This is a genomic window from Caballeronia ptereochthonis (assembly GCF_001545075.1).
Lineage (GTDB): Bacteria > Pseudomonadota > Gammaproteobacteria > Burkholderiales > Burkholderiaceae > Caballeronia > Caballeronia ptereochthonis.
Genome location: NZ_FCOB02000014.1, coordinates 83,549 through 105,054, shown reverse-complemented (window position 1 = coordinate 105,054; position 21,506 = coordinate 83,549). Strand labels below are relative to the sequence as shown.

The following is a 21,506-nucleotide window of genomic DNA, read 5'->3' as shown; positions in this document are numbered from 1 at the left end:
GTTTGGATGCATCTTCCGGCTCCCGCCCTCCAGGAAGGGCGAAGCGCGTCCGCTATAATTCCCGGTCCGCCCGAAAACGGCGCGGCGCATGCAGCCCGGCGCCGGGCCTTTCATCGTCAATGACCGAACGAACACCGCGCGACGCCATGTCGTCCTCGCAAGACAGCGAAACCGTGCAGGAACCGGCTTCCGGAATCGTCTTGCGCGCGCGCCAGGTGAGCCGCTCGCTTCAGTCGGTTTCGCATCACATCCGCATGCGCGGCGGCGTGCGGGCGGCGCTCGCGCATTACTACGCGATCTGGCGCAAGGAAGGCATCCACGGCATGCTGCGGCGGGGGCGTCGCGTCGTCGGCCGCGAGCAATCCGAGGAAAGTCCCGACGCGTACGCGCGCTGGATCGAAACGCACGACAGCATCGACGACGCGAAACGCGCCTTCTTGCGCGCCAGAGCTCAGGCGCTCGTGAAGCAGCCGCTGATATCGATCCTCGTGCCGGCGTGCAGCGGCGACATCGCGAGCTTGCGCCAGACGATCGAATCGGTGCGGGCGCAACTGTACCCGCATTGGGAGCTCTGCATCGCGGGCGACGCCTCGACGTCGCCCGAGGTCGCCGCGACGCTGCGCGAGTACGCCGCGAGCGACCGGCGCATCAGGTTTTCGCCGCGCGAAGAAGACGGCCCTGCCTCCGAAGCGGTCACGGGAGAATACGTCGCGCTCCTCGGGCACGGCGACATCCTGCCCGAGCACGCGCTTTGCCTCGTCGCGCAGGCAATCGATGCCCATCCGTCCGCCCGCATGTTCTACAGCGACGAAGACCGGCTCACGCCCGAAGGCGCACGGGTTGCGCCGTATTTCAAGAGCGACTGGAATCCGCAGCTTTTTCTCGTACAAGACCTTTTCTCGCATCTCGGCGTCTATGAAGCGGCGTTGATGCGGCAGGCCGGCGGCTTGCGCGAGACATCCGGAAACAACCCGGAGCACGACCTCGCGCTGCGCTGCGTCGAGATCGCGGGACACGATGCGGTCCGCCATATTCCGCATGTGCTCTATCACGCGCGCATCGCGCAGAGCACTCCGACGATGCCTCGCGCGCCCGCCGCGAGCGCGCATGCAGTCGATGCGCACCTCGCGCGCGTCGGCGTCAAAGCGAGCGTGTCGCGGCTCGGGGGCGACGCCGGCATGCTTCGCGTCCGCTACGCGCTGCCTTCGCCTGCCCCGCTCGTTTCGATCGTCATTCCCACGCGCGACGGCGTCGATCTGCTGCGCCAGTGCATCGAAAGCATTTTCGCCAAGAGCACGTATCCGGGGTTCGAGATCGTCGTGGTCGACAACGGCAGCGTCAAACCCGAAACGCTCGCCTACTTCGACACGCTGCGCGCACGCCCCAACGTGCGCGTGGTCCGCGACGACCGTCCGTTCAACTTCTCGGCGCTCAACAACGCGGCTGTCGCGCTCGCCAGGGGCGACTTCGTCTGCCTGCTGAACAACGACATCGAAGTGATTTCGCCCGACTGGCTCGAGGAACTCGTTTCGATCGCCGCGCTGCCCGGCAACGGCGCGGTCGGCGCATGTCTCTGGTATCCCAACGACACCTTGCAGCACGGCGGCGTCGTGCTGGGCCTGGGCGGCATCGCCGGTCACATGCACTATAAGATTCGCCGCGGCGCACCCGGCTATTTCGGCCGCGCGATGGCCGCGCAGAATCTCTCCGTCGTGACCGCGGCCTGCCTCGTGATCCGCAAGTCGATCTACGAGGAAGTCGGCGGACTCGACGAGGAACTGGCCGTCGCGTTCAACGACGTCGACTTCTGCATTCGCGTGCGCGAAGCGGGCTATCGCAACGTATGGACGCCGCACGCCGAGCTTTACCACCATGAATCGGCGACGCGCGGCACGGACATGGCGCCGGAGAAATTCCAGCGCTTCCAGCGCGAAGTGCGCCTGATGGAAAGCCGCTGGGGCGACGTGCTGTTGCACGACCCGGCCTACAACCCGAACCTCTCGCTCGATACCTCGCGGCCTCCGTTCGCGCTCGCCGACGAGCCGCGCATCGGGCAGTTCGACTGATCGAGCCTGAGCCCGCTTCAGGCCAGCGGACCCAGACGCCCGATCAGCCCATGCCACAAGCCCCGCAGCGCCATCTTCACGTGCGTGCGGCCGTCGGGCACGAAGCACGCGTAGATCACGAGACGCACTGGCAGCTTGATGAGCTCGGTGGACTTCCAGGTGCACGGCACGTAGCCGCGCTTGAGCAACGCGACGGCGTTCCTGAACAGGTAGTAGTGACGCACGGGGCTGTGCATCGGATAGTTGCGGCCGAACGCGCGCACCGGCGCTTCGCCGAGTTCGTGGGTCATGCTGATCCACGGCACGCCCAGCACGCGAAACCCGCGCGATTTCGCGCGTATGCACCACTCGGTATCGACGAAGTCGATGAAAAGCGCGTCGTCCATCGGACCGATGTCGCGCCAGCACGCGAGATTCACGCACGAGCCGGAACTGATGAGAAAGTCCACGTCGAGCGGCGCGTCGCCGGCCGGCATCACGCGCTGGAGCCTGAAGTATCCGAACCGCACGAACGGCGCGAGCCCGCGCAGACGCGCATCTTCATATGCCGGTCCGACGAGCGCCACCGGCTCGCGCCGTGCGATGCTGGCCCGCAGCACGCCCGCCAGCCCGCTGATGAGCTCGAGCGTCGATTCGCTGTCCTGGTCGAACAGCATGGCGAGTTCGTAACCGTCCGCAATCAGCCGCTCGATCCCTTGATTGAGCGCCGTCGCAATGCCGACGTTCGCGTGATTCGGCAGATACACGACCGCATCGTCCAGTTGCGCGCCGATGCGCTCGCTCTCCTCGCGCGTGGGCGTGTTGTCCACCACGACACAGCGACACCAGCGCGCGAGCCGGTTCGCGCGGTCGATGCAGCCGGCGTCGGGATGATAGAACACGACGACGGCGCCGAGCCGCGCAAGGCGCGCATCCGACAGGTTCTCTTGCATGCTCAGTCCGACGCCAGGCACAGCGAAAGCGCTTCACGCCAATCCGGCGCAACGAGTCCGAACTCGCGGGCGAGTTTCGACACATCCAGCCGGGAGTTCGCCGGCCGCCGCGCGGGCACTGGATACTCGGAAGCCGGAATCGGGACGACGCGAGGCGGATGCTCGAGCCGCGCTTCGGCGAAGATGGCTTCGGCAAAGCCGGCCCACGAGGTCGAGCCGCTCGCGCTCAGATGGTAGATGCCGCTTTTCCTTCTCGCCCACGCGGCGAGGCCGTCCTCGCTCCCGACGCCCTGCGCGATGACCGACGCGGTCAGCGCGGCAATCGTGGCCGACCACGTCGGCGCGCCGATCTGATCGGCCACGATGCGCAATTCGTCGCGCTCGCGCGCGAGCTTCAACATCGTCAGGAGGAAGTTGCGGCCGCGCGTGCCGTACACCCAGCTCGTCCGGAAGACCAGATGCGACGCCCCGGAAGCGGCGATGGCCTGTTCGCCCTCGAGCTTGGTCGCGCCATAGACATTCTGCGGATTCGTGGCGTCGTCCTCGCGGTAGGCGTCGGCTTTCGTGCCGTCGAAGACATAGTCGGTCGAATAATGGACGAGCAATGCGCCGAGGCGCTTCGCTTCTTCCGCGAGCACCGCGGGCGCCACGACGTTGATCGCGCGCGCGGCGTCTGCCTCGCGCTCGGCCTGATCGACCGCGGTGTAGGCCGCCGGATTCACGATCACGTCCGGCCGCACCGAGCCGACGCAGGCGCGGATGCTCGCCGGATCGGCGAGATCGAGCGCGGCGCGGTCCACGGTCACGATGCGGCCGAGCCCTTGCAATGCCCGCCGCAACTCGAAGCCCACTTGCCCGCTCACTCCCGTGACGAGGATCGTGCGTCCGGCGGCCGCCGTCGTCGCCGCGCCGCTCACGCGTAGACCTCGGCGTCGGCGAGCGGCTTGCCGGCTGCGTCCTTCGCGGCCAGCACCGGCTCGAAGTCGATCGGCCAGTCGACGCCGATTGCCGGATCATTCCAGACGATGCTGCGCTCGTGCTCGGGATACCAGTAGTCGGTCGTCTTGTAGAGGAACTGCGCGGCCTCCGACAACACGACGAAGCCATGCGCGAAGCCGGGCGGCACCCACAGTTGCCGGTGATTCTCCTCCGACAGCCTCACGCCCACCCACTTGCCGAAGTTCGGGGAACTCTTGCGGATATCCACGGCCACATCGAAGACTTCGCCTTCCACCACGCGCACGAGCTTGCCCTGCGCGTGCTCGATCTGATAGTGCAGCCCGCGCAGCACGCCGCGGCCCGAGCGCGAATGATTGTCCTGCACGAATTCGACGCCGCCATCGACGTGCTCGGCGAATTCCCGGCCATTGAAGCTTTCATAGAAGAAGCCCCGTGCATCGCCGAATACCTTCGGCTCGATGATCCGGACTTCGGGCAAAGCAGTAGCGGTTACCTGGATGGCCATGCAACTTGGTCCTTGGGAAGATTGAGCAGATATTGACCGTAGGCGTTCTTTTCGAGCGGCTTCGCGAGGCGCGTCAGCTGCTCCTCGTCGATCCAGCCGCGCCTGAACGCAACCTCTTCCGGACAGGCGACGACGAGACCCTGGCGCTTCTGCAGCGTGGCGATGAAGGTCGCCGCTTCGATCAGCGAATCGTGCGTGCCGGTATCGAGCCAGGCATACCCGCGGCCCATGATTTCGACATCGAGCTTCTTCTGCTCCAGATAGCGCGAATTGACGTCCGTGATCTCGAGCTCGCCGCGCGCGGAAGGCTTGATGTCGGCGGCGATGTCGCAGACTTCGTTGTCGTAGAAGTACAGTCCCGTGACCGCGTAGTTCGAGCGCGGCTTCGCGGGCTTCTCCTCGATGGAGAGCGCGTTGAAGTTGCGGTCGAACGACACGACGCCGTAGCGCTCGGGATCGTGCACGTGATACGCGAACACCGTGGCGCGGTCGGTGCGCGCGCTCGCGCTCTCCAGCTGCTTGGCGAGATCGTGCCCGTAGAAGATGTTGTCGCCGAGAATCAGCGCCGACGGATCGTTGCCGACGAACTCGCGCCCGATGATGAACGCCTGCGCTAGGCCATCCGGAGACGGCTGCACCGCGTACCGGATGTTCATGCCCCACTGGCTGCCGTCGCCGAGCATGGCCTCGAAGCGCGGCGTGTCCTGCGGCGTCGAGATGATGAGCACGTCGCGAATGCCCGCGACCATCAGCGTGGACAGCGGGTAGTAGATCATCGGCTTGTCGTACACCGGCAGGAGCTGCTTCGACACGACATGCGTGATCGGATAGAGCCGCGTGCCCGAGCCGCCCGCGAGAATGATGCCTTTGCGCGCCATCACGACTCCCTCACGCGCGCTGCGCGTAGTTCGTTTCCACCCATTTCCGGTATTCGCCGGAAGCGACTTCGTCCGCCCACGCCTGATTGTCCAGATACCACTGGACCGTCTTCGCGAGTCCGGTCTCGAAGGTTTCGGCGGGCTTCCAGCCGAGCTCGCGCTCGAGCTTGCGCGCGTCGATCGCATAGCGGCGATCGTGACCGGGACGATCCGTCACGTAAGTGATCTGATCGCGATACGAACCGCTCGACTTCGGCCGCGCACGGTCGAGCAGATCGCACAACGTGTGCACGACCTCGAGATTCTTCTTCTCGTTCCATCCGCCGACGTTGTACGTCTCGCCGGATGTGCCGCGCGCGAGCACCTCGCGTATCGCGGAGCAATGATCGCCGACGTACAGCCAGTCACGCACGTTCTGGCCGTCGCCGTACACCGGCAGCGGCTTGCCCGCGAGCGCGTTGGCGATCATCAGCGGAATCAGCTTCTCGGGGAACTGGTACGGCCCGTAGTTGTTCGAGCAGTTGGTGGTCAGAACCGGCAAGCCGTACGTATGGTGGTACGCGCGCACGAGATGGTCCGAGCCGGCCTTCGTGGCCGAGTAAGGGCTGTTCGGCGCATACGGCGTGGTCTCGGAGAATTGCGGATCGGTCGCCGAGAGCGAGCCGAACACCTCGTCGGTGGAGACATGCAGGAAGCGGAAAGCCTGCTTTTCGGCTTCGGGCAGCTTGCTCCAGTACATGCGCGCGGCTTCGAGCAAGGTGAACGTGCCGACCACATTGGTCTGCACGAAATCCGCGGGGCCGTGAATCGACCGGTCGACATGGCTTTCGGCGGCGAAATGCAGAATCGCGCGCGGCTTGTGTGTGGCGAGTAGTGCGTCGATCGCGGCGCGATCGCAAATATCGGCGCGCGCGAAGACATGACGGGCATCGTCCTTCAGCGACTTGAGGGTGCCGAGATTGCCCGCGTACGTCAGCTTGTCGACGTTGAGAACGGATTCGTCGGAGTCTTTGAGCCAATCCAATACAAAATTGGCGCCGATGAACCCGGCGCCGCCCGTCACGAGAATCATAAGGCCCTCTCAGTCGCCTCGGCCGGTCGAAATGCCGATACGCGCTCGAACGTGTGGAAACAAATGCGCGGTTCGCACGCGCGCGGCGTACAAAGCGGAAGTCGCGACCGATACGCTTCCCCGCCCGCCGTCTGGTCAGACGCTGATTATAAATCCCGGCACAGCAAAAACTACGCGTCTAACAACTTGATACAGCGGACGATTTATGGCCTTCCGGTGTTTCATTGTGTAACCGTGCAACCGAAAGACACTATTCGCCGTCTGTTTCATAATGCCGGGACATTCCGATTTCGAGCCGGTCTCCGGCGCACCATCACGCATTCCCTTCGATGACCGACGCCCTCACCTCCAGCATCGACGCTTCTCTTGCCCCGCTCGTCTTCGGCGACCTCCAGGGTTGCCGCGATCCGTTCCAGCGTCTCCTCAAGAAAGCCGCCCCCGCCAACGACGTGCCGCTCTGGTTCGCCGGCGACCTGATCAACCGCGGCCCGAAGTCGCTGCAGACGCTGCGCGACGTCATCGCGCTCGGCCCGCGCGCGACGGTCGTGCTCGGCAATCACGATCTGAACCTGCTGTCGGTTGCGGCGGGGTTGCGCAAGCCCAAGAAAGGCGACACGCTCGACGAAATCCTCGAGGCGCCGGACGCGGCCGATCTCATCGAATGGGTACGCCACAAGCCGGTTGCGCATTTCGAGAACGGCATCCTGATGGTCCACGCGGGCGTGCTGCCGCAATGGGACGCGACCATGACGATGGAGCTCGCGCACGAGCTCGAATGCGCGCTGCGCGCGCCGAACTGGAAGGAAACGCTCGCCGCGCTCTACGGCAACGAGCCACATCGCTGGGAAGACTCCCTCACGGGCGCGGACCGTTTGCGCGTCATCTACAACGCGCTGACCCGCATCCGCTTCTGCACGTCCGAAGGCGCGATGGAGTTCGCCAATAACGGCGGCCCCGACGCCGCGCCGCCCGGCTACATGCCGTGGTTCGACGTGCCGGGCCGCCGCACGCGGGACGTGACGATCGTTTTCGGCCATTGGGCCGCGCTCGGCCTCATGATCCGCGACGACGTGCTGTGCCTCGACTCCGGCTGCGTGTGGGGCAACAAGCTGTCGGCGGTGCGGCTCGCGGCCGATCCGGCGCGGCGCGTCGTCACGCAGGTGAGTTGCTCGATGAAGAAGTGACCGGCTGCACGAGCGGCGCTTCCGGGACGACGGCGTGCGCGCCGCGCATGCGTTCCAGCGCCGCCTGCACCGACGCCTGCGCCTCGCTTGCGAGCACGCGCCGGTCCGCGCCCGGCGCGAGCGGATTGCACACGTAAAGATGCGCGGTGAGCGGCGTGGCCCGCAAGAGCGCATCGAGCGAATCGTTGAGCGTCATGTCGCCGATGTACGCGGGCGCGGTCGACTGCCGGCCCTGCGCATCCTCGTACATCAGGCAGATCGGCTGCACCGGGCACGAGGCCGACACCGCCGCCTGAAACAGGTTCGCGTGAAACGGCAGCAGCGACTGGCCATCGGTCGTCGTGCCCTCCGGGAACACGCACATCATCTCGCCGGCGAGCAGCCGGTTCGCGAGCTCGTGCATGATGCGCTTCGCGTCGCTGCGCTTCTCGCGCTGCACGAACACCGTGCCCAGCTGATGGGCGAGCCAGCCGACGACCGGCCACTTGCGGATCTCCGCCTTCGAGACGAACGGCGTCGGCCGCCACGCGTTGATCACGTAGATGTCGATCCACGAGACGTGATTGCCGACCACCAGCACGCCGGCGTCGAGCCGCGCTTCGTCGTTGTGCACGACGAGCTTCATGCCGGAAAGCCGCAGCGTCTCGAGCGACCACACGCGATTCATCTCGGCGCGCTCGCTCGCGGACGCCCGCGGAAAGCGCGTCGCGACGACCCACATGCCATACAGCAGGTGGACGAGGAGCCGAAGCTTGCGCCATGCGATGCCCATGCTCGTTACCCCGATCAGCGGCTCTCGTAGGCGACGTGGCCGCCGACGACCGTCGCACGCACGCGCGCCGGCAGTTCGTAGCCGAGAAACGGCGTATTGCGGCCCTGGCTCTTGAGCTTCTGCGGATCGACGCGCCAGTCGGTCGCCGCGTCGAACACGCACAGGTCCGCGAGCGCGCCCGTCGCGATGCGGCCGGCGGGCAACTTGAGCACGTCGGCGGGCGCGGACGTGATGCGCGAGAGCGCCTTCGCGAGCGGCACGTTGGCTTCGCGCGCCCACTTCACGGTGAGCGACAGCAGCAGTTCGAGGCCGGTCGCGCCGGGCGTCGCTTCGGCGAAGGGCAGGAGCTTTTCGTCGTCGTCGAGCGGCGTGTGGTCGGAGCAGATCGCGTCGATGGTGCCGTCTTCCAGTCCCGCGCGAATCGCGTCGCGGTCGCGCTGCGAGCGCAGCGGCGGATCGAGGCGGAACTGCGAATCGAAATAGCCGATGTCGATATCGGTCAGATGCACGTGATTGATGGTCACGTCGCAGCTCACCGCGAGCCCTTCGGCCTTCGCCGCGCGCACGAGCGCGACGCCCGCAGCCGACGACAGGTGCGACAGATGCACGCGCGCGCCCGTCACGCGCATCAGCTCGAAGATGGTATGCAGCGCGATGGTCTCGGCCGACACCGGCACGCCCGAGAGCCCGAGCCGCGACGCCACCGCGCCGCTCGCCGCAACGCCGCCCTTCGCCATGTACGCGTCTTGCGGACGCAGCCACACGGTGAAGCCGTAAGTGGTCGCATATTGCAGCGCGCGCAGCAGCGTGCGCGTGTCGACGATCGGGTTGTCCGCCTGCGAAAAGCCGACGCACCCCGCCTCGGTCAGCTGGACCATCTCGGTGATGGCCTCGCCCTTCAGTCCCACGCTCAGCGCGCCGAGCGGATACACATGCGCCAGATGCAGCTTTTGCGCGCGGAACTTGAGCATCTCGACGAGACCCGGCTCATCGAGCACGGGATCGGTGTCGGGCGGGCACACGAGGCTCGTCACGCCGCCCGCCATTGCGGCGGCCATTTCGGATTCGAGCGTCGCCTTGTGCTCGAAGCCCGGCTCGCGCAGGCGCGCCGACAGATCGACGAAACCCGGCGCGATGCAGAGGCCGCCCGCATCGATGACCTTCGCCGCGTTGAAATCGGCAGGCGCGTCGCCCACGCCGACGATTCTCCCCGCCGCGATGAATACGTCCTTGCGTTCTTCGGTGCCCGCGGCCGGGTCGATGATCGTGCCGCCTTGAATCTGGATCTTCATGTCGCTTGTCTTCTTCGATGCTTAGTCGCTATTACCAGCCACGATGCCCATCACCGCCATGCGCACGGCGATACCGAAGGTCACCTGATTCAGGATCACCGACTGCGGACCGTCCGCCACCTGCGAGTCGATTTCGACGCCGCGGTTCATCGGCCCCGGGTGCATCACGATCGCATCGGGCGCGGCGAGCGCGAGACGCTCGGGCGTCAGGCCCCAGCTCTTGAAATACTCCTGCGCCGAAGGCAGCAAGGCTCCGCTCATGCGCTCGTTCTGCAGGCGCAGCATGATGATGACGTCGACGCCCTTCAGGCCCTCGTCGAGATTGTGATAGACGTGCACGCCCATCTGGTCGAGGTTGCCCGGCAGGAGCGTGCGCGGACCGATCGCGCGCACTTCGGGCACGCCGAGCGTGGTGAGCGCATGAATGTCCGAACGCGCGACGCGCGAATGCAGGATGTCGCCGACGATCGCCACGCGCAGCTTAGTGAAGTCGCGCTTGTAATGGCGGATCGTGTACATGTCGAGCAGGCCCTGCGTCGGGTGCGCGTGACGGCCGTCGCCCGCATTGATCACGTGCACGTGCGGCGCGCAATGCTCGGCGATCAGATACGGCGCGCCGCTCGATGCATGACGTACGACGAACATGTCCGCGTGCATCGCGGAGAGATTGTTGATCGTGTCGAGCAGCGATTCGCCTTTGCTCGTCGACGACGCGTTGATGTTCAGGTTCAGCACGTCCGCCGAAAGCCGCTTCGCCGCGATTTCGAACGTGGTGCGCGTGCGCGTCGAGTTCTCGAAGAAGAGATTGAACACCGACTTGCCGCGCAGGAGCGGCACCTTCTTCACTTCGCGGTCCGTCACGCTCACGAATTGCTCGGCGGTGTCGAGAATGTGCGTGACGATCGAGCGCGGCAGGCCTTCGATGGTCAGCAGGTGCTTGAGCTCGCCGTTCTTCGTGAGCTGCGGATTGCCTTTGAGGAAGCCGTACCGGAACTTGTCGGCAGTCTTGTCCGATGAGGGCGTGCCCGTTTCGGCTGCGCCCTGAGTGGCGGTGTTCATGATGATCCCGGGTAAATCCTTGGAGAAAGCTGAAAGCGCGGCCGCGAGCTGCGAGTCAATGCGCGCGCGGCTCCGTCGTGAAGGTGAACGCGTTCGTATCGCTGCGCGCAAGCACGAGATCTTCGTTCGCCGGCACCTCGACCGCGCCGCCGACGAAGCGCGCCGCGATCGGCATTTCGCGTCCGCCGCGATCGGCGAGCACCGCGAGATCGATCGACGCCGGGCGGCCGTAGTCGTAAAGCTCATTGATGGCCGCGCGCACGGTGCGGCCCGTCGAGAGCACGTCGTCGATCAGGACGATGCGCCGGCCGTTGACATCGAAAGGCAGTTCGGTCGGGCGCGCCTGGCTGTGCAGGCCCTTCTTCGCGTAGTCGTCGCGATGCAGCGCCACGTTCACCACGCCGAAGTGCGGCGCGTTCAGATCCTTCGCAAGCCGCTCGGCGAGCCACACGCCGCCGCTGTAGATGCCCGCGAGCACGGCGCCGTCCGGCGCGGCAAGCGATTGTCCGAACGCTGCGCGAATCTGTTCGACGAGCGCGCGGTAGAGCGCCTCGGCGTCAATGGAACTCATGATCGTCGGCAAGTCCGTCGAGATATTGTTGAAGGATGACGCGGGCGGCTTCGGCGTCGATATCGTCGAAGCGGCCGCGCGCGTTGGTGCGCGCGCCGCGCTCGCGGAGGTCGGCTCGGGCGTCGACGGACGAATAGCGCTCGTCCACCCATTGCACCGGCACATTGAAACGGCCGTTCACCTGATTGCCGAAGCGCTTCGCGAGCGCGCTCATTTCATGCGGCGTGCCATCGGGATGCATCGGCATGCCGACGACCACCGCATCGGGCTTCCACTCGTCGAGGAGCTTGCCCACTTCGAGAAAGCGATATTCGCGGTTGCGGTTTTCCAGCGTGGCGAGCGCACGCGCGTTTTTCGTGAGCGTATTGCCGACGGCGACACCAATGCGCTTCTCGCCGTAATCGAATGCCAGCAGCGTGGCTTCGCGGCTCATGCGTGCCCTGCTTCGCCGGAGAGCATCGAACGCGACACGCCGAGCAGCGAGAGCGCCGCTTCGAGCCGGTCCTCGGCGGGCACGTCGAAGATGATGCGCGGATCGGCTTCCACGGTGAGCCAGCCGTTCTTCGAGATTTCCTCTTCGAGCTGGCCCGCGCCCCAGCCGGCGTGACCCAGCGTGAGCAGGAAGCGCTCGGGCCCCTTGCCGCTCGCGACCGCTTCGAGCACGTCCTTCGACGTGGTCATGGCGAGCCCGCCGGGCACGCTCATCGAGGAGCTGTAGGGCTCGCCCTCGCCGGCTTCGTGCAGCACGAAACCGCGCTCGGTCTGCACGGGACCGCCGAAATACACGGGCAAATGGACGAGCGGCTCGATCTCGAGCTTCAGATCGATGCGGTTGAAGAGCGATTGAAGATCGATGTCGGTCGGCCGGTTGATGACGAGACCGAGCGCGCCCTTCTCGGTGTGATCGCAAAGATAGACCACCGTTCCTGAAAACGTCGGATCGACCATGTTCGGCATGGCGATCAGGAACTGATTCGTCAAATTGATGCGATCGAAAGTCTTGGACATAATTCAGAATTTTAACAAAGACGCTGCGAGATGGCCGACTTCGATCTGGGTCTGGTCTGGTTTCGGCGGGACCTGCGCGCGGCAGACAATGCTGCACTCTATCACGCGCTCACACGGTGCCGTCGCGTGCTGTGCGCCTTCGTTTTCGACCGCGAGATTCTCTCGCCGCTGGCGGAAAAGGATCGGCGCGTGCCGTTCATCCACGCCAGCGCGGTCGAGCTCGACCGCGCCTTGCGCGAGGCGGGCGGCGCGCTGATCGTGCGGCATGGCGTGCCGGTCCACGAGATCCCCGCGCTCGCGCGCGAATGCGGCGTCGACGCGGTCTTCGCCAACCGCGATTACGAGCCCGCTGCGAAGGCGCGCGACGAGGCCGTAGCCAGGACGCTCGCGAGCGGGAACGTCGCGTTCTTCACGTTCAAGGATCAGGCCGTCTTCGATCATGACGATGTGATGACAGGCGCCGGCAAGCCCTACACCGTCTTCACGCCCTACAAGCGCAAATGGCTCGAAACGCTCGCGCCGGATGCGCTGAAGCCATATCCATCGGAAGACCATCTGGACGCGCTGGCGAAGCCGCCGCCGGGCGCCGGGCACGCGATGCCGTCGCTTGCCGCGCTCGGTTTTCCCGATGCGCGCGGCCCCGCGCTTCCCGCCGGCGCGAGCGGCGCGTTCAAACTCTTCGACGACTTCCGCGAGCGCATGACCGACTACGGCCGCATGCGCGACTTTCCCGCGATGAAAGGCCCGAGCTACCTCGGGGTGCATCTGCGGCACGGCACCGTGTCGATCCGTGCGCTCGCCCGCAGCGCGCACGATGCGCAGCGCCACGGCGACAAGGGCGCCGAAACGTGGCTCGGCGAGCTGATCTGGCGGGAGTTCTATTTCTCCGTGCTGCACCATTTTCCGCAGGTCGGCGTGCCGGGCGATCATCGCGCGTTCAAGCCGGAATACGACCGCATCCGCTGGGAAACCGGCGACGCCGCCGATGCGAATTTCGCCGCGTGGTGCGCGGGCGAGACGGGCTACCCGATCGTCGATGCGGCGATGCGGCAGATCAACGCGTCCGGTTACATGCACAACCGTCTGCGCATGATCGTGGCGAGCTTTCTGACGAAGGATCTCGGCATCGACTGGCGGCGCGGCGAGGCGTATTTCGAAGCGCTGCTGAACGACTTCGAGCTCTCGAACAACAACGGCGGATGGCAATGGGCCGCCTCGAGCGGCTGCGATGCGCAGCCGTACTTCCGCATCTTCAACCCGCTGACGCAGTCGCTGAAATTCGATGCGGCGGGCACGTTCATCCGTCATTACGTGCCGGAGATCGCCGGCCTTTCGGACCGCGACATCCACGCACCGTGGCTCGCGAAACCGGATGCGCTGAAGGCCGCGAAAATCTCGCTCGGCGCGGATTATCCGCAGCCGATCGTCGATCACGAAGCGGCGAGGAAACGCACGCTCGCACGCTATGACGTGGTGCGCGGGCCGGGCGCGAAGAAGACCGCGCCGCGCCGCCCGGACGACGAGAACGACTAGCGCGCGACCGGAAGCGGCCGTTCGATCATCGCGGTCAGCGCAACGATCGAGCCGCGGCCTTCCGATGGCGCAATGCCGGCCGCCGCCTGATGCAGCATCGAGCGCAACATCTGCGCGGCGCGCTCGGGCACGGCGGCGTCGAGTCCGCGGGTCGCGCCTTCGGCGCCGTCCGCGTGCGCTTCGCCGTGATGCGCGACGCGCCGCCACGCGAGACCGAGCGTGTCCGCGAGCAGCGCGACATGGCCGAGCCCCAGCGCGCACGCCGCCGCGCCCAGACGATGCGACGCGTTCGCCGCCGACAGGGCCGCCGCTTCGTCCACCGTGCCGGTTTCGTTCGCCTGCGTGCCGCGCTCGACGAGCGTATCGATCGACGTCTCCGCGCTCTGCAGAAAATCCTCGTAGGCCGCCGCGTTCACGCGCAGCACGCCGAGGTCGCGCGTCGCGGCGTCGCGCGAGGCTTCGTCGCTCGCCTGCGCGGCGCCCTCTTCCCACGCGGCTTCCGACGCCGGCGTCGCCGCCACGTGCCAGGCCACCGTCAGACCGTAGTCGCGCAGCACGTCGACGTGATCGGCGTCCTCCGGCCCCGCGCCGTACAGCGCGAAATCGCGCCACAGGAGCGCGAGCGTCGCGCGCACCAGCGAGCGCGGCGCGTACGACAACGCGTGCGCCTGGTCCGCCAGCACCAGGTTGAAGCGCGCGTAGAGGCGCTTCGCGTCTGCCTCGTAGACCGCGTTCTGGTCAGCGTCATCGGATTGAGCGGCGTGGCGGCGCGCGCGCTCGCGCAGCGCCCGCACCGTGGATGAGGCCAGCCGCCAGAAATCGTAGGGATCGGGGCCGCGGAGATCGGCGAGACAGGCGTCGAGGCGCGTGAAGGCGTCGGCGGATTCGCCGGCCGCGCCGCGCAGGAGCCCGAGCAATGCTTCCTCGTAGTGCGCCCGCACGCGCGTGAGCCGCTCGGATGCGATGCCGCGCAGCGTCGCCGGAGCGATCGCGCGGCTGGCGAGCGCGAGGTCGTCGTACGAGACGGGCGCCACGCGCGTATGCGCCGCGAGCAGCGCGTGCAGGCCGCGATAGTGATCGAAGAGCACCGTCGAGCACGACAGTTCGCGCAGATTGTGACGCTCGACCGCCGCGCCGAAGACGGCGATCGCATCGGCGATGCGCGCGCGGTTCGCATCCGATTCGTCGCCGAGCGGCGCGACGAGCGCGAGCGCCTCGGCGAAGCGCTGCGCGGGAAGCCATCCCGCCGAATGCAGCGCGGCGATCGCGCGCTTCAGCGCGGCTGCGGTTTCTCCCTGACGCAGGAACGCGTGCAGCGCGTCGGTGAGCGCCATTTCGGCGAGTCGCACCGATCCGCCACGCGGATTGGGCAAGGCTTCGAACGGAACGTGCAGATCGGGACGTGATGTCATGTCGTGCGCTCACAAGCCGTTTCGCGGGCGCGTCGCTCTGCGGGACCGTCGCGCGCGGTTGAAATGCGTCATCGGTTGGCGCGGCGCCGCTCGCCGCTCCGTCGCGGGTCGCGCCTGCTTCAAGGGTATGCCTTGAGCGGCCGGCGCGGAAATCGAATCTGCCGGGCGCGAAGCCTGCATCGCCGCAACAATCCCGCCTCACGGTGCGCAGCGAGAAAAAATGGGCAGTCTGCGCGATGCCCGCCCGATGCGGCCCGCGTCACGCCGACGTGCGGCCCGCAAAAAACGCGCGCCGCATGACGCGAATCATGCGGCGCGGCAGAGCGTGAGGATCAGATCTGAACCATCTCGAAATCTTCCTTGCGGGCTCCGCATTCGGGACAGGTCCAGTTGATCGGAACGTCCTCCCAGCGTGTGCCCGGCGCAATGCCCTCTTCGGGCAATCCCGCCTCCTCGTCGTAGATCCAGCCGCAGATCAGGCACATCCAGCTTCTGTATTCCATACTTATGCCGCATCGATTGGTCGGTTGAAATTAGGACAAGATGGTACCGTGTTGCCGTGTCGATGCCTAGCAAGCCGCCCGGCCGGCGCGCACTTCGTGACATCCGTCGCGCCGTCCGTCCGGCGGGACCGCCTTGCGAAGGCTAGCGCGCCGGAAAAAAGTGCGCAAAGAGAACAGTCGGACGGCATTAGGCCGCATAATCGGGCGGAGACCCGAGCGGGCATTCGCTCTCGCGCTCACGCGCGGACGAGTCCGCTTCGAGCCGAAAAGTCCACCCAAGCAATCCATTACCATAATGTCCGTTTTTGCCATGACCGGCGACTCCCCACCGATCGTACTCACCTTCGGCCTCTCGGATCCCACGGGCGGCTCGGGCCTGCAGGCCGACGTGCTGACACTTGCGAGCATGGGCTGCCACGGCGTGACCGTGCTCACCGGCTACGCGGTGCGCGACTCCGCAACCTGCGACGAAGTCACCGGACTCGACCCGGACACCGTCGCGACCCAGGCGCGCATGTTGCTGGAGGACATGCCGATTTCCGCTTTCAAGATCGGCGCGGCGACCCGCGCGGAGGTCGTGTCGGCGATTGCCGAAGTGGTCTCCGACTACGACGACGTGCCGCTGATCCTCGCGCCGGACTTCACGCTCGACGACGAACACGTCCTCGCCGCCGACGAGTTGCGCGAGTCGCTCGCCGACCTGCTCGTGCCGCAAACCACCATGCTGATTGCCGATCACGCCACGCTTCTGCAACTCGCGCAACCGGACAGCGATGCCGAATCGCCCACGCTCGATTCCGCGATCTCCCACATCCTGTCGCAAGGCTGCGAATATGTGCTCGCGATGGAAACGGGCACGCATCGTCACGTGATCACGCTCTTCAGCGAGGAAGGCCAGGTGCGGCAGGATACCTGGGATCGCGCGGTGCATCGCATCATGGGTCTGACCGATACGCTGGGCGCGGCGGTCGCCGCCCTGCTCTCGAACGGCCAGGAGCCCGCCGAAGCCGCGCGCGAGGCGCAGGAATACGTGTTCCAGGCGGCGCGCGCCGCGTTTCGTCCGGGTATGGGCGCGTACCTGCCGGACCGTTTCTTCTGGGCGCGCTCGAACGACGCCGATGAGGACGGAGACGCGTCCTCGCTGTCCGACGACGCGACGGGACTGCCCGGAGAAGCGCGGCACTAAAACCAGCAAAGGAGGCTTCGCGAGCGCATGCCGTACCGACTGCCCCATCTGCACAAGTCCGGCCCGCAAGGCGCGATCCGCATCGGCTGCGCGGGCTGGGGTTTGTCGAGCGCCGTCGCCACGAGCTTTCCCGGCGAAGGCACGCACCTCGAACGCTACTCGCACGTGCTGACATGCGTCGAGATCAACTCGAGCTTCTACAAGCCGCATCGCGAGCAAACCTACGCGCACTGGGCGGAAAGCGTGCCCGATTCATTCCGCTTCTCGGTGAAGCTGCCGAAGGCGATCACCCACGATGCGCGCCTCGCCGGCACCGAAGCCCTGCTCGATCAATTCCTTCAGGCCGCCGGACACCTCGGCGACAAGCTCCGCTGCTGGCTCGTGCAACTGCCGCCGAGCCTGCCGTTCGATCACGACGTCGCGGCAGGCTTCTTCAAGGCGCTGCGCGAGCGCACGAAGCTGCCGGTCGCATGCGAGGCGCGCGAGCACAGCTGGTTCACGACGCACGCCGCCGCGCTGTTGAAAGCGCATCACGTCGCCTACGTGGATGCCGACCCGATCCCCGACGGCTGCGAAATCACGCATCGCGCGGACACGTCGCTCGTGTACGTGCGGCTGCACGGCGCACTCGAGCTCTACAAGTCTTCGTACGACTACACCTATCTCGACGACCTCGCCCGCACGCTGCACGCGCGCGCGAAGAAGACGGCCGAGGTCTGGTGCATCTTCGACAATACGGCCGAAGGCCACGCGCAGCCCAATGCGCTGCACCTGCTGGAGCGGCTGCGGATTCATCACAAGTAGCGTCATTCTTTCCCGAGGAGCACTTCCGATGCGAAAGCCGGCCAGACGAATCGCGCGCTTCACTCAAACCCTGATGTTCGCCTCGACGCTGATTCTGGCCGCACCGGCATTCGCTCAAACCGCCTCTCCGCCGCCAGGCGCCACGCCCGCGGGCGACGGCACGTTCCTGCTCACGATCTTCCTCAGGCACGATGAATCGAAGACGCTTCCGCAGATCAATCAGCAACTGAAGGAACAAGGCTACTTCAAGGCGTTTCCGCCGCCGGGCGTCGAAGTGGTGTCGTGGTACGTGATGATGGGCATCGGCCAGGTAGTGACGCTGCGCGTGCCCGCCGATCGCCTGCGCGAAGTGAACCGTGCGATCGAGAGCACCGCGTGGGGCGGCTATCGCACGGAGTTCTATCCGACCTACGACTACAAGGCCGCCGCGCAGAAGCTACGCGAGGAGATGAACAAGTAAGGCCTTCGCATTCGAAACGAATGGACGAAAAAAAACCCGCATCGCTGCGGGTTTTTCTGCGCTGCGCGGGCTTCGTGAGAAGCCCGCGCCGGCTCCGGAATGAACCGTGTAACTGGCGTGAGCCGAATTACATGTCCATGCCCATGCCGCCCATGCCGCCGGGCATGCCGCCAGGCATCGGAGCGTCTTCCTTCGGCAGCTCGGCAACGGCTGCGTCGGTCGTCAGCAGCAGGCCGGCCACCGATGCCGCGTTTTGCAGCGCGGTGCGCGTGACCTTCGTCGGGTCGACGACGCCGGCTTCAACCAGGTCGCCGTACTCGCCGGTCGCCGCGTTGTAGCCGTAGTTGCCCGTGCCGGCTGCAACAGCCGCCACCACGACGGAAGCTTCCTCGCCGCCGTTCGTGACGATCTGGCGCAGCGGCTCTTCCATCGCACGCAGGACGATGCGGATACCCGCGTCCTGGTCCGAGTTCGCGCCCTTCACGCCTTCGACCGCACGGCGAGCGCGGATCAGCGCAACGCCGCCGCCGGCCACGATGCCTTCTTCAACGGCAGCACGCGTGGCGTGCAGCGCGTCTTCGACACGTGCCTTCTTTTCCTTCATTTCGACTTCGGTCGCAGCGCCGACCTTGATCACCGCAACGCCGCCGGCCAGCTTCGCCACGCGCTCTTGGAGCTTTTCACGGTCGTAGTCCGAGGTCGCTTCTTCGATCTGCGTGCGCACTTGCTTCACGCGAGCTTCGATGTTCACTGCTTCGCCAGCGCCGTCGATGATCGTGGTGTTTTCCTTGCCCACTTCGATGCGCTTCGCCTGACCCAGTTCAGCCAGCGTCGCCTTTTCGAGCGTCAGCCCGGTTTCTTCCGCGATGACCTGGCCGCCGGTCAGGATCGCGATGTCTTCCAGCATGGCCTTGCGACGGTCGCCGAAGCCCGGAGCCTTGACGGCGACGGTCTTCAGGATGCCGCGGATGTTGTTGACGACGAGCGTTGCCAAGGCTTCGCCTTCGACGTCTTCAGCGATGATGAGCAGCGGACGGCCAGCCTTCGCGACTTGTTCCAGAACCGGCAGCAGATCGCGGATGTTCGAGACCTTCTTGTCGTGCAGCAGCACGAACGGGTTTTCCAGAACGGCGACTTGCTTGTCCGGGTTGTTGATGAAGTACGGCGACAGGTAGCCGCGGTCGAACTGCATGCCTTCCACGACGTCCAGTTCGTCTTGCAGCGACTTGCCGTCTTCGACGGTGATGACGCCTTCCTTGCCGACCTTGTCCATTGCTTCAGCGATGCGCTCGCCGATCGACGTGTCGCTGTTCGCCGAGATCGCGCCGACTTGCGCGATTTCCTTGTTGGTCGTGCAGGGCTTGCTGATCTTGCGCAGTTCTTCGATTGCAGCAGCAACGGCCTTGTCGATGCCGCGCTTCAGGTCCATCGGGTTCATGCCCGATGCGACGTACTTCATGCCTTCGCGGACGATCGATTGCGCCAGAACGGTAGCGGTCGTGGTGCCGTCACCTGCGTTGTCGCTGGTCTTGGAAGCCACTTCCTTGACCATTTGCGCGCCCATGTTCTGGAGCTTGTCCTTTAGTTCGATTTCCTTCGCGACCGAGACACCATCCTTGGTGACCGTCGGGCCGCCGAAGCTGCGCTCGAGCACGACGTTGCGACCCTTCGGGCCCAGCGTGACCTTGACCGCGTTGGCCAGGATGTTCACGCCTTCGACCATCTTGGCGCGTGCGGAATCGCCAAAAGTAACTTCTTTAGCTGCCATATCCAGACTCCTTGATTCGATTCGATTTGCCGGCTTCGCCTGGCGCGCCCGACAGGGCCGCGGCCTTCATCGCGAAGCCGAACGTGCAGGAAGGATGCTTACTTGACCAGAACGGCCATGATGTCTTCTTCGCGCATGACGAGCAGCTCCTGGCCGTCGACCTTGACGGTCTGGCCTGCGTACTTGCCGAAGAGCACGCGGTCGCCCACCTTCACGTCGAGGGCGTTCTGCACACCCTTGTCATCGCGCTTGCCCGGGCCGATGGCCAGGACTTCGCCTTGATCCGGCTTTTCTGCCGCGGCTTCGGGAATGACGATGCCCGATGCGGTCTTGGTTTCCTGGTCCAGACGCTTGACGATGACGCGATCGTGCAAAGGACGAAGGTTCATACACACTCCTCTCTTGATTGAGACTGAAAACGCGGGAAAACCCGTCCTGTGAGATGAAACTCATCGGACGGCAAGCTTGTTAGCACTCTCGTGCAGTGAGTGCCAATTATATGGACCGTGTTTGACAATTTCAAGGAGGGAATGAGCGGGAATCCCCGTGGTGTCGAGATTTACTTAACTTTGAATTTTGTTCGCTTAAGTCTGAACTCGTAGCCGGCATCCCGGCGCTGTAGTGGCGCAAACATTTCCTCAAAAACAACCGCTTAGACGCGAAGTTGCGGTTCTGCCATGCCGCACGTATGGTCTAACGCCATGCGGTTTTCTTGGCGGCCTCTATGGCTGCCCGCCCCACAAATCTTGGCGATCAACGTTGAATATTAGGGTAAATACCAGATTCAATCCGCGCATCTCGGCCACTGTCGGGCAGCACAAAAGACACAACCCAATCAGAGAATCAGAGCAGCTGCCGTCCTAATGCTCACGTGTCCCGTCGCTCCGAGTTCGGTTGCTCGACCAGTTCGTCACAGAGAATGCGATAGCGAGCGTAAGGGTAGTCGCTATACCAGCTCGCGGCCCTTACCCCCGGAGCCGCAGCTTCAACGATCTACCCGCGTCGCGTTCTCGGCTAAGCCGGGCAATTGTTCCCACCATTCGGGCTTTCGGCGCCGAGGAAACCGGATAGTTCACAATCGCCTTCCAGACTGATCAAGGACGGACACCAACGTAGGACAGACCCGCGTACAAAGGGCGAGACCGCCTGTCGATTCGGTAGGGTCTGTCGAGAAACGGAATTCGTTGGATGAGTTCGCAGTTCGCTAGTTCTGAGAGGACGGAACTGGCTGGACTGCCCAGAAGCCCAGAAGATTAGACATCGAAGAACTGCCGCGCCACGCAGCAGGCCCCGAGGGGCGCGCCAATGAGACCGGATCAGAGAGGGTGAAAGGCGAATGGCGACGCAGTCCGGTCAGACAACTTTCTCCAAACCGGTCAGTGAGCCGAATTCAGGTTCTGCAAACGGTAGCGCCACTAAGCGGCCGTTGGCGACCTCACCCATTCGGCCAGAACCAGTCCTTCGACCGCAGTTCAGATCGAGGACAAGGGTGCTTCGCTAGGTATCCGCACGAAGCCGGACCGACCGTGCGAGCCAGTTAC

At 65.3% G+C, this 21,506-nt stretch carries 21 protein-coding genes; 6 read left to right on the top strand and 15 right to left on the bottom strand.

Annotated features, from left to right (window positions below; all coding sequences use genetic code 11):
- Positions 1-146 precede the first annotated feature (146 nt).
- Positions 147-2,066: a glycosyltransferase family 2 protein gene (locus AWB83_RS16485; protein ID WP_244197766.1), complete on the top strand. Its 1,920-nt coding sequence runs from the start codon at positions 147-149 to the stop codon at positions 2,064-2,066.
- A 17-nt stretch (positions 2,067-2,083) separates the two neighbouring features.
- On the opposite strand, the gene AWB83_RS16480 is transcribed toward AWB83_RS16485, so the two are convergent.
- The 5 genes from AWB83_RS16480 to rfbB are packed head-to-tail and all read right to left on the bottom strand — an operon-like array spanning position 2,084 to position 6,413.
- Entirely contained in the window at positions 2,084-2,998 is a 915-nt protein-coding gene (locus tag AWB83_RS16480; protein WP_087046627.1) for a glycosyltransferase family 2 protein, read from the bottom strand.
- Between the two features lie 2 nt (positions 2,999-3,000).
- On the bottom strand, positions 3,001-3,915 hold the full coding sequence (gene rfbD / locus AWB83_RS16475; RefSeq protein ID WP_087046626.1) for a dTDP-4-dehydrorhamnose reductase: 915 nt from the start codon (positions 3,913-3,915) through the stop codon (positions 3,001-3,003).
- Complete coding sequence (rfbC, locus tag AWB83_RS16470) at positions 3,912-4,463, bottom strand: dTDP-4-dehydrorhamnose 3,5-epimerase (RefSeq protein WP_087046625.1); 552 nt, start codon at positions 4,461-4,463, stop codon at positions 3,912-3,914. Before rfbC ends, rfbD begins: the two co-directional genes overlap by 4 nt.
- Positions 4,448-5,341 (bottom strand): glucose-1-phosphate thymidylyltransferase RfbA, encoded by an 894-nt coding sequence (gene rfbA / locus AWB83_RS16465; RefSeq protein WP_087046624.1) that lies wholly within the window; start codon positions 5,339-5,341, stop codon positions 4,448-4,450. The genes rfbC and rfbA overlap by 16 nt, the downstream gene beginning before the upstream one ends.
- A 10-nt stretch (positions 5,342-5,351) precedes the next feature.
- Positions 5,352-6,413, bottom strand: coding sequence for a dTDP-glucose 4,6-dehydratase (gene rfbB, locus AWB83_RS16460; RefSeq protein WP_087046623.1), 1,062 nt, complete (start codon positions 6,411-6,413; stop codon positions 5,352-5,354).
- Between the two features lie 329 nt (positions 6,414-6,742).
- On the opposite strand from rfbB, the gene AWB83_RS16455 reads away from it, so the two are divergent.
- The gene (locus AWB83_RS16455; protein ID WP_087046622.1) at positions 6,743-7,597 is read left to right on the top strand and encodes a symmetrical bis(5'-nucleosyl)-tetraphosphatase; all 855 of its coding nucleotides are present in this window, start codon (positions 6,743-6,745) and stop codon (positions 7,595-7,597) included.
- Here AWB83_RS16455 and AWB83_RS16450 read toward each other — a convergent pair.
- The 6 genes from AWB83_RS16450 to AWB83_RS16425 are packed head-to-tail and all read right to left on the bottom strand — an operon-like array spanning position 7,566 to position 12,299.
- Positions 7,566-8,369, bottom strand: a complete 804-nt coding sequence (locus AWB83_RS16450) for a lysophospholipid acyltransferase family protein (RefSeq protein WP_087046621.1) — start codon at positions 8,367-8,369, stop codon at positions 7,566-7,568. The two genes, AWB83_RS16455 and AWB83_RS16450, sit on opposite strands and share 32 nt — an antisense overlap.
- Positions 8,370-8,383: 14 nt before the next feature.
- Complete coding sequence (locus AWB83_RS16445) at positions 8,384-9,661, bottom strand: dihydroorotase (RefSeq protein WP_087046620.1); 1,278 nt, start codon at positions 9,659-9,661, stop codon at positions 8,384-8,386.
- Positions 9,662-9,682: 21 nt separating this feature from the next.
- Positions 9,683-10,720, bottom strand: a complete 1,038-nt coding sequence (locus tag AWB83_RS16440; RefSeq protein ID WP_087046619.1) for an aspartate carbamoyltransferase catalytic subunit — start codon at positions 10,718-10,720, stop codon at positions 9,683-9,685.
- A gap of 55 nt (positions 10,721-10,775) precedes the next feature.
- A complete protein-coding gene (pyrR, locus tag AWB83_RS16435; protein ID WP_087046618.1) occupies positions 10,776-11,291 on the bottom strand; it encodes a bifunctional pyr operon transcriptional regulator/uracil phosphoribosyltransferase PyrR in 516 nt (171 codons plus the stop codon).
- The gene (gene ruvX, locus AWB83_RS16430) at positions 11,278-11,724 is read right to left on the bottom strand and encodes a Holliday junction resolvase RuvX (protein ID WP_087046617.1); all 447 of its coding nucleotides are present in this window, start codon (positions 11,722-11,724) and stop codon (positions 11,278-11,280) included. The genes pyrR and ruvX overlap by 14 nt, the downstream gene beginning before the upstream one ends.
- On the bottom strand, positions 11,721-12,299 hold the full coding sequence (locus AWB83_RS16425; protein ID WP_087046616.1) for a YqgE/AlgH family protein: 579 nt from the start codon (positions 12,297-12,299) through the stop codon (positions 11,721-11,723). The genes ruvX and AWB83_RS16425 overlap by 4 nt, the downstream gene beginning before the upstream one ends.
- A 30-nt stretch (positions 12,300-12,329) precedes the next feature.
- On the opposite strand from AWB83_RS16425, the gene AWB83_RS16420 reads away from it, so the two are divergent.
- Positions 12,330-13,832: a cryptochrome/photolyase family protein gene (locus AWB83_RS16420; protein WP_087046615.1), complete on the top strand. Its 1,503-nt coding sequence runs from the start codon at positions 12,330-12,332 to the stop codon at positions 13,830-13,832.
- Here AWB83_RS16420 and AWB83_RS16415 read toward each other — a convergent pair.
- Together AWB83_RS16415 and AWB83_RS16410 are read right to left on the bottom strand one after the other, a co-directional pair.
- Positions 13,829-15,244: a hypothetical protein gene (locus tag AWB83_RS16415; RefSeq protein WP_087046614.1), complete on the bottom strand. Its 1,416-nt coding sequence runs from the start codon at positions 15,242-15,244 to the stop codon at positions 13,829-13,831. The genes AWB83_RS16420 and AWB83_RS16415 overlap by 4 nt on opposite strands.
- Positions 15,245-15,576: 332 nt before the next feature.
- The gene (locus AWB83_RS16410) at positions 15,577-15,747 is read right to left on the bottom strand and encodes a rubredoxin (protein ID WP_025527884.1); all 171 of its coding nucleotides are present in this window, start codon (positions 15,745-15,747) and stop codon (positions 15,577-15,579) included.
- 310 nt (positions 15,748-16,057) lie between these two features.
- On the opposite strand from AWB83_RS16410, the gene thiD reads away from it, so the two are divergent.
- The 3 genes from thiD (at position 16,058) to AWB83_RS16395 (ending at position 18,197) form a co-directional block, all read left to right on the top strand.
- On the top strand, positions 16,058-16,933 hold the full coding sequence (thiD, locus tag AWB83_RS16405) for a bifunctional hydroxymethylpyrimidine kinase/phosphomethylpyrimidine kinase (RefSeq protein ID WP_087046702.1): 876 nt from the start codon (positions 16,058-16,060) through the stop codon (positions 16,931-16,933).
- Positions 16,934-16,960: 27 nt separating this feature from the next.
- Positions 16,961-17,737, top strand: coding sequence for a DUF72 domain-containing protein (locus tag AWB83_RS16400; RefSeq protein WP_087046613.1), 777 nt, complete (start codon positions 16,961-16,963; stop codon positions 17,735-17,737).
- A gap of 73 nt (positions 17,738-17,810) precedes the next feature.
- Positions 17,811-18,197: a hypothetical protein gene (locus tag AWB83_RS16395; protein WP_087046612.1), complete on the top strand. Its 387-nt coding sequence runs from the start codon at positions 17,811-17,813 to the stop codon at positions 18,195-18,197.
- Positions 18,198-18,324: 127 nt separating this feature from the next.
- Here the strand turns inward: AWB83_RS16395 and groL are convergent, their stop codons facing one another.
- The gene (gene groL, locus AWB83_RS16390) at positions 18,325-19,965 is read right to left on the bottom strand and encodes a chaperonin GroEL (protein ID WP_087046611.1); all 1,641 of its coding nucleotides are present in this window, start codon (positions 19,963-19,965) and stop codon (positions 18,325-18,327) included.
- 98 nt (positions 19,966-20,063) lie between these two features.
- Complete coding sequence (locus AWB83_RS16385; RefSeq protein ID WP_035500852.1) at positions 20,064-20,354, bottom strand: co-chaperone GroES; 291 nt, start codon at positions 20,352-20,354, stop codon at positions 20,064-20,066.
- Positions 20,355-21,506 lie beyond the last annotated feature (1,152 nt).

Excerpts from the sequence above, each read along its gene's own strand:
- AWB83_RS16485 (WP_244197766.1), top strand. The coding sequence starts at position 147 with ATGTCGTCCTCGCAAGACAGCGAAACCGTGCAGGAACCGGCTTCCGGA.
- AWB83_RS16480 (WP_087046627.1), bottom strand. The coding sequence starts at position 2,998 with ATGCAAGAGAACCTGTCGGATGCGCGCCTTGCGCGGCTCGGCGCCGTC.
- rfbC (WP_087046625.1), bottom strand. The coding sequence starts at position 4,463 with ATGGCCATCCAGGTAACCGCTACTGCTTTGCCCGAAGTCCGGATCATC.
- rfbA (WP_087046624.1), bottom strand. The coding sequence starts at position 5,341 with ATGGCGCGCAAAGGCATCATTCTCGCGGGCGGCTCGGGCACGCGGCTC.
- rfbB (WP_087046623.1), bottom strand. The coding sequence starts at position 6,413 with ATGATTCTCGTGACGGGCGGCGCCGGGTTCATCGGCGCCAATTTTGTA.
- AWB83_RS16455 (WP_087046622.1), top strand. The coding sequence starts at position 6,743 with ATGACCGACGCCCTCACCTCCAGCATCGACGCTTCTCTTGCCCCGCTC.
- AWB83_RS16450 (WP_087046621.1), bottom strand. The coding sequence starts at position 8,369 with ATGGGCATCGCATGGCGCAAGCTTCGGCTCCTCGTCCACCTGCTGTAT.
- AWB83_RS16445 (WP_087046620.1), bottom strand. The coding sequence starts at position 9,661 with ATGAAGATCCAGATTCAAGGCGGCACGATCATCGACCCGGCCGCGGGC.
- AWB83_RS16440 (WP_087046619.1), bottom strand. The coding sequence starts at position 10,720 with ATGAACACCGCCACTCAGGGCGCAGCCGAAACGGGCACGCCCTCATCG.
- pyrR (WP_087046618.1), bottom strand. The coding sequence starts at position 11,291 with ATGAGTTCCATTGACGCCGAGGCGCTCTACCGCGCGCTCGTCGAACAG.
- ruvX (WP_087046617.1), bottom strand. The coding sequence starts at position 11,724 with ATGAGCCGCGAAGCCACGCTGCTGGCATTCGATTACGGCGAGAAGCGC.
- AWB83_RS16425 (WP_087046616.1), bottom strand. The coding sequence starts at position 12,299 with ATGTCCAAGACTTTCGATCGCATCAATTTGACGAATCAGTTCCTGATC.
- AWB83_RS16420 (WP_087046615.1), top strand. The coding sequence starts at position 12,330 with ATGGCCGACTTCGATCTGGGTCTGGTCTGGTTTCGGCGGGACCTGCGC.
- AWB83_RS16415 (WP_087046614.1), bottom strand. The coding sequence starts at position 15,244 with ATGACATCACGTCCCGATCTGCACGTTCCGTTCGAAGCCTTGCCCAAT.
- AWB83_RS16410 (WP_025527884.1), bottom strand. The coding sequence starts at position 15,747 with ATGGAATACAGAAGCTGGATGTGCCTGATCTGCGGCTGGATCTACGAC.
- thiD (WP_087046702.1), top strand. The coding sequence starts at position 16,058 with ATGACCGGCGACTCCCCACCGATCGTACTCACCTTCGGCCTCTCGGAT.
- AWB83_RS16400 (WP_087046613.1), top strand. The coding sequence starts at position 16,961 with ATGCCGTACCGACTGCCCCATCTGCACAAGTCCGGCCCGCAAGGCGCG.
- AWB83_RS16395 (WP_087046612.1), top strand. The coding sequence starts at position 17,811 with ATGTTCGCCTCGACGCTGATTCTGGCCGCACCGGCATTCGCTCAAACC.
- groL (WP_087046611.1), bottom strand. The coding sequence starts at position 19,965 with ATGGCAGCTAAAGAAGTTACTTTTGGCGATTCCGCACGCGCCAAGATG.
- AWB83_RS16385 (WP_035500852.1), bottom strand. The coding sequence starts at position 20,354 with ATGAACCTTCGTCCTTTGCACGATCGCGTCATCGTCAAGCGTCTGGAC.